Genomic DNA, 7,277 nt, shown 5'->3' with positions numbered 1-7,277 from the left:
AAGCATTGTAGTTAGCAATAGAAAAACCTCCAGTCGCTACACTACAAGTTGGTTGTGTTACACTACTTAAGATTGGAGTTTCTATAGGTTTTTTAAATTCTATATTAATGTCCGCTGTCGATGGTGGACAGGCACCATTAGTTATGGTCCAAGTAAATATATAAATGCCTTCTGTATCAACTGTAGCGGAAGAAGCCCCACTAGTTACATCGCTAAAAGTCGCCGCGCCTGGTCCTGATTTTAATGTCCAAACACCAGTACCAATCGTCGGCGAGTTCCCCCCAAGAGAACTGCTATTTAATGTACAATTAAACTGATCTGGCCCAACGGTAGCGGTGGTAGGTGGCTCCACTACGTTAATCACTAAACTTGCTTCCTTATAGCAAGGAATTAAAGCATTCGCAGAAATAACCACTGGATTAGGGTCTTTAGAATTCCAATCAATCGAACTATTCCCATAATCTAGAGAGCTGCTTCTCTCAGGACTTAAAAAAGAATTGGTGACAATATCATTTTGCATTGTAAATACAAAAAATTTGATGTCTCCTTGATTATAGCCAATTAATGATTTCAAAACTGAAACTTCGAATCCATTATCATAATCATCAATACCCGAGTTACCTTCTTTAACACTCATTAAAGGTTTTGGGAAACCAATAATAGAATTACCCGTTTTTAGTTCTACAACATCTGAAAGATAACTTGCTCCTAAATCATCTTTTGCAATAAGAATACAATAATCTGCTTCGAAATAAGTATCGAATGTACTTAGCTTATTATTAAAAAAATTAAAGCCTCTCACTGTCGGCGACATACTTGCAACATCCCCAAAGTTCGCTACATTGAATCCCGAAGGTTTTGTATCTAAAAACAATAAAATATTGCCACTATTTTGTAAACTTCCTGGTAATCCAAAAACTAATTCTTTTTCAGTTGAACTGATTTTAATCCCATTAATATAGTTATTTGCAGCGCCGGGAGACAAAAATGCAGCTTGAACATTATCTTCAGCTAATCCTTTACCCCAAGCAATTTCTTTTACTATTCCGTCTAAGGTTATTCCATACCTTGTTCTAACACTGACTGTTTGACTATTTTTTAACATACTTGTCGTGTATGTTTTAGTTCCAGACATTGCTTGTGTAACAATTCCGTTGACTGAAAATTCAAACAAATCAGCGCCACCATTTGCAGTAAAAGTAGCAGAAGTTCCTTCACAAATAGGACTTTCACTAGGAGAAATAGTTAATGTCACTGTAGGTGGAGCTACAAACACTGATGCCACTACAGGGACTCTTATGCTATAATCCGCTCCAGAATGGCTCCATACATAATAAGTAGTAGTTTTACCTATACTTGGGCTATATATAGACCCTGAATGCAAGATAGTAGAGGAAGTCTGATCACCGAACCATTCTATAATATCTCCGCTTCCTCCCGACGCGGCCATTACAACTGTAACATTATTAGCAGACTCTTCCTTGCAAGCACTTCCTGCAGTAGCCAATGGGGGAGGTATGATAGCTTTTATCTTGTTTGTCTTAAGCGCATTTGGCAGTCCCGAATTGACTTTAGATATTGATTTACTTTTCTCTGTATTTTGAGCTATAGTAACAGTTGCTAAAGACGTAAAAAACAAGAAAAATATAAGTAATTTATGTTTCATATACGATTTATGTTAAATTAAAATTAAAAACAGTTAATTTAAAATGCCGCTTAGGTAAATTAAAAAAATAAAAGTAAACGTTTATTTTGACTAACACAATGAAAAATTAATTTATAATTAACAAATGAGTTAACAACTATAACCTTACAAATAAATTATAAACCATCAATACCTTGCTACATAAATTTCAAGTGTAATAAAATATGTAATGTCATTGGCTTCAGGTCGTAAAACAATAGTTTTTTACAATAGAACCACTTGTACACCATCCGCGACTTTTTCATGATGATCTTCAAAGGACTTATTGAGCCAAACTTGAAGGTTAATTTTAACGATAATATAAAATCTTATAAACGTTATCAATTTCAATAAGTGCCAATTGTATTGGATCAAGATTAAAAGTTCTTGATCAATACTTTATTGGCGTCTTATAGGAAAAAAGACTATATTTAGCATTTATACTTAAAAGAAATTAATTCAATTACAAGAGACCATCGTCATCACAAATTGAGTTTTAAAAGCGTCTTTCAAGAGATGTCAGTTCAAGACTTTCCTATTCGTAAACAACAAGTAGATCTTCATATCACACGCCGACGATAGCTTATTGAAGACAACGGACAAGTCGTCTTTATTAAAAGAGCTCAATAGATTCTTGACCCAATTATTGAAATACCATCGCCTTTTCTATGGAGTTAATAGTAAAAAATTACAAAACCTATATAAAAACTTTTTGAGCGCTTTTAAACATGAGATCAAAAGCCACACACTAGACAATAGCTACTATATCCTAAAAAACAATGGTAAACGTTTATCAATAGACAGAACTTCATACTCCTATAGAGAACTTTACACCATTATAACCAACAGAGCAGGCAAGAGTTAACAAGGATATACAGTAGACATCATTGCTGATACTAAAGCAAATTCGCTAATTACTGCCCTGGAAAAAATAGCGCTTAAACCACAAAATTTAGTAACAGGCATAACTCAAGACATGGCAGCAAATATGGGACTCATCGCTAAGAAATGCTTTCCAACTGCCGTACGTGTTACGGATCGATTTCACATTCTATAATGGCATTAAAAGCTTTGCAGGAAATCAAAATTAAATACAGATAGATAACCATCGATTTAGAAAATGATGCGATAAAAAGACAAAGCCTACAAGGAAGAAGCTTGAGCCGATAACGCTATCGAACGGTGACACTGTTAACCAATTGCTCACCAGAAATCACTACTTTTTTTACAAACAAAATCACAATGATCTCAAAATCAATAACAAAAGAGCAGCTCTACTATATGAATTATATGGATCAATCCTAAAAGTTGGGGAGGAATTGAAGATTGCTTAACTTCGCGGTTAAATAAATACATTTTGGAAAATTACATAGAACTCACCAAACTTAAACTTCCTGAATTAATTGTAGACCACTTTGATTTGGTAAATACCAAACTCGAGCAAAAGAAAATGCATCTATTTTTTGTAGAAAAAAGCATATCACCTAAAGAATATAATAATAGACAACTTATCTCTTAAGGCTTCTTAAATGAGATTACTATTAAAGATTTTCCACTTCGAGGGAAATTTGTATATCTGCACATTAGAAAACGACGCTGGACTGAAAAATTATTTCAAGAAATCATCCAAAGTGATTGGAATATCGTGGTGCAAGGAACCCGCATGACTCATGAGTTTGCAGCTTTTTCTTTGGTGTTAATGAGTATTCCGGAGCAAACTGAACACCCCATTCCGGTTCAAAGTGAACAGCTGATTCCGGAGTAAAGTGAACACCCTATTCCGGTTTAAAGTGAGCAGTTGATTCCGGAGCAAAGTGAACACCCTATTCCGGTTTAAACTGAACAGGTGATTCCAGAGTAAAGTGAACACCCTATTCCGGTTTAAAGTGAGCAGTTTTGTTGATGATTTTTAGTTCTATTTTGTGATCAAATCACATAAGTATGGCCAATAAATCAATAGGATCAGTTATGATAAGAGAAATCATCAGAATGAAAGACAACGGTTTTCGAATAATCAAATATCTAAAAGTCTTGGGAAATCAAGGACAACTATCATCAAATATCTTGGAGTCATTGCCGCTTCTGGGGTTTGTTTAAAGGAACTCCTTGAACTCAAAGGCGAAGATTTATCGGAGCTTTTTGAAGTTTCCAATGAGTTGAACCCTGTCAACAGAGAGCAGATTCACAAAGATTTATATTCCTTTTTTCCTTATCTCGAAAAGGAATTAAAGCGTGTTGGTGTTACTCGTCATATTCTCTGGGGAGATTATAAGGCCAAACACCCCGAAGGAGTCATGTATAGCCAATTCTGTGAACATTACAATAAATGGAACCGCAAATCGGAAGGTTATACGCCCGCTATCCATAAAGCAGGGGAAAAGCTTTTCATTGATTATGCTGGCAAGAAACTGCATATCATTGACAAGGAAACAGGCGAAATAAAGCCAGTAGAAGTCTTTGTTGCTACCCTTGGCGCAAGCCAATACACTTACGTGGAAGCCTCTTTTTCTCAGCAGATACCAGATTTTATAAGCAGTGTTCAAAATTGCCTGCATTACCTGGAGGCGTTCCTGCCTGTATTATTCATGATGATCTGAAATCGGCAGTAACCAAATCCAATAAATACGAACCCCATGTAAACGAACAGTTTGCCTGCTTTGCTTCGCATTACGACACCTCAATAATGCCTGCCAGAGCCTTGAAACCTAAGGACAAATCCTTGGTGGAAGGTGTCGTAAACATCACTTACACCCGTATCCATGCGGCTCAGAGATAAAGAGTTTTACGGAATTACGGAATTGAATTTGGCTATAAAGGAGCTTCTCTTGATTTACAATCAAACCCCTTTTCAGAAAAAACAATACAGTCGTACCGGTCTTTTTTTAGAAATAGAGAAGGATGTTTTAAAGCCATTGCCTTTGGAAAAATACGAACTCCGAGACTACAAAATCACCACAGTACAGAGGAATTGTCATGTCTATTATTCTGCTGATAAAAACTATTACAGCATAACCAGTGCCTATATCGGAAAGAAAGTAAAAATGATTCTTACCCAAAGTATCGTGGAAATCTACCATAACCAAGCCCGAATTGCTCTTCACCCGCGCAGCCGTAAGGCTTACCATTATTTGACGGTAAAGTAACATATGCCTGTGAGTCACAACTACAATGCCGATTAGAGTTCAGAATATTTTATCACTTGGGCGCAAAAGATAGGCACTTCGACCAAAGAATACATCGAGAAAATATTGGATAAAAAACAGTATCCCGAACAGAGTCATAAGAGTTGCTTGGGAATATTGAGCATGGCAACCAAAATAGGAAAAGAACGCCTGGATAACGCCTGTAAACGCGCGCTAAGCTATGATGCAGTAAGCTACAATTCTATCAAAAACATTTTAGAGAGAGGCCTTGATAAAGAAGAAGAACAACTGGATTTATTCAACGTCTCCATATCTAATCATGACAATATCAGAGGGTCAATATATTACGCTTAACATTTTAAATAAAATCAAAATATGAACACAAATGCCACTATCGAAAAGATGCAGAAAATGCGTTTAAACGGAATGAAACGCGCTTATGAATCTTCATTCGAAACCAGAAATCAAAGTACATTTACCAACGACGAGTTTATTGCCTGGCTTATCGAATCCGAAGACAACCACCGCAACAATAGCCGAAACGAGCGATTACTCAAAAATGCAAAGTTCCATTATCAAGGGTCTTTAGAAGAGATAAGCTATACCGATGACCGCAATCTCGAGCGAAACCTTCTTACCCGTTTATCGGACTGCTCCTTTATTGATAGAAATGAAAATCTAATCATCACAGGTTGTACTGGAACAGGAAAGAGCTTTTTAGCAACAGCTTTGGAGCACCAAAGCTGTATCAAAGGGTATAAAGTGCTTTACTATAATTTGGGCAAAATCTTCCAAAAATTAATCATGGCTAAAGCAGATGGCTCTTACATTAGGGAACTCACTAAGATAGAGAATCACGATTTGTTGATTATCGACGACTTTGGAATACAAGCCATCACTAATGAAAAACAGATGCTCCTAATGGATTTGGTAGAGGATAGAAATCAAAAAAGGGCAACCATTTTTTGCTCTCAGCTACCGGTGAAAAACTGGTATGATCTCATTGAAGAAAAGACAATCGCAGATGCTATTTTGGATCGGATTATTCATTCAGCAATCCGCTTTGAACTCAAGGGAGAACCCATGAGAAAAAAAATGAAAAAGTAATAAAAATTTTTGTCTAATTTTAATCCAAGAAATCATCATCAAAACTACTGTACACTTTACTCCAGAATGAGGTGTCCACTTTCATCGGAATAGTCAGTGTTAATGGAAAAAAACTAGAAAGACAATATAAACAACATCTCAGCAACTTTTCAACCTGGGAACAACGTGAACAAGCGAGAGATTGGTTAATTTTTCCTGAAAACATGGGTTCTAGTTTATCAATAGACGAAGTAAATCTATCAATGGGAAAACTTTACGCGGTCGTCACCAATAAAGCCGCAAAAGGAAAGAAGAGTTCTATTGTAGCGATCATTGCAGTAACAAAATCAGCAATTGTTATTAGTTATTTGCAGAAATTAGATCTAAAAAAACGAAATCAAGTTACCGAAATTACCCTTGACATAGCTAACAGTATGAAATTAATTGCTGAAAAATCGTTTCCAAAAGCCAAACAAGTTACAGATCGATTTCATGTTCAAAAACTCGCTTTAAAAGCCGTTCAAGAAGTCCGAATCAGGCTAAAGTGGGATGCCTTAGATAAAGAAAACGTAAGAATAACCGAAGCGCAAGTCAATAAAACCCCATTTGTACCTAAAGAATTTAGTAACGGTGATACTGCTAAACAATTACTCACCAGAAGTCGGTTCTTATTATATAAAAGTCCAAATAAATGGAGTGAGAGTCAAAAAGAAAGCGCCGCAATAGTATTTGAAGAATATCCATGAATCATAACCGTCTATTTTTTGGGCCAACAATTACGCAACATTTATAACAACAATACCGATAAATCACTAGCCATTACAAAATTAGCACATTGGTATAACGATGTAGAGAACTTAGGGATTAAAAGTTTCAATACAATCATGAACACCATAAAAATCAATTATGATTCCAGACTGAACTACTTTGATAACAAAGTACAAATGCTTCTGCAGAATCCTTCAGTGCTAAAATTAAAGCATTAGAAAATCAATTTAGAGGAATGAGAAAAGTAGATTTCTTCCTGTTTAGGTTAACTAAGTTATTTGCCTAATCCCTAAGTTTTGTTATTGATCCTATAAAGACCTCTAAAATATAAACACGACTACAGGGCCTTCGATTGCGATAAAGAATAATGTGCACTGGGGTTTGCCTTGATAAAAACCTTGACTTTATTATAAACAAAAAAACCTATTCAACTACCTAAATAGGGTTTATACGGAATTTAATACATTACAAAATAATCTTAACACAAAAAAACCCCGTTCGTTAGAACAGGATTTTTAAAGCTCCTGAACTAAATTCAGGGTAAAGAAAGGCGAAGAGCTGAGCCCGAAGGGCGCACAGCGTTGTACCAAATAAAC

The 7,277-nt window shown here is 35.8% G+C and carries 6 protein-coding genes and 1 pseudogene; 6 read left to right on the top strand and 1 reads right to left on the bottom strand.

The window, feature by feature from the left end:
* On the bottom strand, positions 1 to 1,666 hold a 1,666-nt coding region (locus A3SG_RS20250; RefSeq protein ID WP_035664480.1), incomplete at its 3' end, for a hypothetical protein.
* A gap of 901 nt (positions 1,667 to 2,567) precedes the next feature.
* Between A3SG_RS20250 and A3SG_RS23170 the strand changes: the two genes are divergently transcribed.
* The 6 genes and pseudogenes from A3SG_RS23170 (at position 2,568) to A3SG_RS20240 (ending at position 6,899) form a co-directional block, all read left to right on the top strand.
* Positions 2,568 to 2,741, top strand: a complete 174-nt coding sequence (locus tag A3SG_RS23170; protein ID WP_410501004.1) for a transposase — start codon at positions 2,568 to 2,570, stop codon at positions 2,739 to 2,741.
* An 884-nt stretch (positions 2,742 to 3,625) separates the two neighbouring features.
* Positions 3,626 to 3,781: a hypothetical protein gene (locus A3SG_RS21730; RefSeq protein ID WP_157485529.1), complete on the top strand. Its 156-nt coding sequence runs from the start codon at positions 3,626 to 3,628 to the stop codon at positions 3,779 to 3,781.
* Between the two features lie 448 nt (positions 3,782 to 4,229).
* Positions 4,230 to 4,460, top strand: coding sequence for a hypothetical protein (locus A3SG_RS21720; RefSeq protein ID WP_157485527.1), 231 nt, complete (start codon positions 4,230 to 4,232; stop codon positions 4,458 to 4,460).
* The gene (locus tag A3SG_RS21715; RefSeq protein WP_016991174.1) at positions 4,444 to 4,827 is read left to right on the top strand and encodes a Mu transposase domain-containing protein; all 384 of its coding nucleotides are present in this window, start codon (positions 4,444 to 4,446) and stop codon (positions 4,825 to 4,827) included. The genes A3SG_RS21720 and A3SG_RS21715 overlap by 17 nt, the downstream gene beginning before the upstream one ends.
* Before the next feature lie 375 nt (positions 4,828 to 5,202).
* The gene (istB, locus tag A3SG_RS0116820) at positions 5,203 to 5,934 is read left to right on the top strand and encodes an IS21-like element helper ATPase IstB (protein WP_016991172.1); all 732 of its coding nucleotides are present in this window, start codon (positions 5,203 to 5,205) and stop codon (positions 5,932 to 5,934) included.
* Positions 5,935 to 6,137: 203 nt separating this feature from the next.
* Positions 6,138 to 6,899 (top strand): annotated as a pseudogene (locus A3SG_RS20240) (ISL3 family transposase).
* Positions 6,900 to 7,277: the final 378 nt, after the last annotated feature.

The sequence above is a fragment of the Flavobacterium sp. ACAM 123 genome (assembly GCF_000264055.1).
Lineage (GTDB): Bacteria > Bacteroidota > Bacteroidia > Flavobacteriales > Flavobacteriaceae > Flavobacterium.
Note: the sequence above shows the minus strand (reverse complement) of the source record. Positions and strands in the feature narration are given on the sequence as shown.

What these genes read in the sequence shown, in the direction of transcription:
- A3SG_RS21730 (WP_157485529.1), top strand. Translation starts at nt 3,626, where the DNA reads ATGGCCAATAAATCAATAGGATCAGTTATGATAAGAGAAATCATCAGA.
- A3SG_RS21715 (WP_016991174.1), top strand. Translation starts at nt 4,444, where the DNA reads ATGCGGCTCAGAGATAAAGAGTTTTACGGAATTACGGAATTGAATTTG.
- istB (WP_016991172.1), top strand. Translation starts at nt 5,203, where the DNA reads ATGAACACAAATGCCACTATCGAAAAGATGCAGAAAATGCGTTTAAAC.